Source organism: Endozoicomonas sp. ALB115 (assembly GCF_049310245.1).
Classification (GTDB): domain Bacteria; phylum Pseudomonadota; class Gammaproteobacteria; order Pseudomonadales; family Endozoicomonadaceae; genus Endozoicomonas.
In genome coordinates this window covers 1-1,014 of sequence record NZ_JBLYZG010000205.1, presented here as the reverse complement: position 1 = coordinate 1,014, position 1,014 = coordinate 1, and the positions used below count along the sequence as shown (strand labels likewise).

At 45.1% G+C, this 1,014-nt stretch carries 2 protein-coding genes; both read right to left on the bottom strand.

What is annotated here, in order from left to right; translation table 11 throughout:
• Nucleotides 1-536 precede the first annotated feature (536 nt).
• Nucleotides 537-629: a hypothetical protein gene (locus ACO6VE_RS24655; RefSeq protein ID WP_422464169.1), complete on the bottom strand. Its 93-nt coding sequence runs from the start codon at nucleotides 627-629 to the stop codon at nucleotides 537-539.
• The gene (locus ACO6VE_RS24650; RefSeq protein ID WP_422464167.1) at nucleotides 617-949 is read right to left on the bottom strand and encodes an ATP-binding protein; all 333 of its coding nucleotides are present in this window, start codon (nucleotides 947-949) and stop codon (nucleotides 617-619) included. Before ACO6VE_RS24650 ends, ACO6VE_RS24655 begins: the two co-directional genes overlap by 13 nt.
• Nucleotides 950-1,014: the final 65 nt, after the last annotated feature.

The following is a 1,014-nucleotide window of genomic DNA, read 5'->3' as shown; positions in this document are numbered from 1 at the left end:
AGTTAGAAGAGGCTTGGAGAAGGAAAGCTTTTCAGCTTGCGACATCTACTGATAACAGGCGATTCTTTCCAGGTACCAGCGAAAGACTGGATATAAGCAGTACGGCCACGAACGTAGGCCATCATTCCTCGGGTCATTCCATGTATCCCTTTCACTATTGAGTTGTTCTTATTGAATGAAACACATTCAAACAGCAGTGTAAATCGGTGTCAACAGCTATAAATAAAGTCAATATATTTTTTGACTCTGTTCACATAATTGCTATAGCAACAAGACTTCCAAAGCATCCACAGAATTACAGCCGGGTACTCGTTACAATTCACGACAGAGATAATCGTAGAGTTCCAGTCCATTAGCCTTTGCACTTTCGATCAGGCTGTAAAAAATGGCACTGCCTGAGTACCAAAGGTCTTTTTTTTCAGCCACAGCACCGTATCCGGCGTATTCATCAGTTTGCAGATACGGGAACCATAGATTATTTAAGAACTGGTCTGTGGTTCCCTTTTTGATTGTTCACGCCTGCGGTTTACTGAATATTATTCCTGTTTTACCGAACTGAGACTTTGCTTCTTACGCATTGACTCCCCTGACAGTTCCAGACGGTGTGAACGGTGAATCAGACGATCCATAATGGCATCAATAAAAACTGATTTCTGGTTATCCAGTCGCATCGACACAGTGTTTCTAATGCACCCCGATCAATCCCCCGACTGGCCGCATAATCAATATCTTCCACGTAGGCGCTGGCCTGCTTGATTTTTGCCGCCTTCCTGAGTCGTTGCTGTTTGCGCTGCTTACGATCCAGCGTTTCAGCTTCAAGTAACAGGCTGAGACGATCTTCAAAAGGCAGTTTCATCTGGTCGGGTGTTTCAAACATACGGGGCAATGCTTGCTCAAAGCCCGGTAGCCGAAGCTCTCTGATTTGCTCTATCAGTTGTTGCGTGCTCATTTCAAATGACCTTCATGATCCGCATAGTAAGAAGCACCCCGGACATTGGAGTGGGCAGGAAGCTT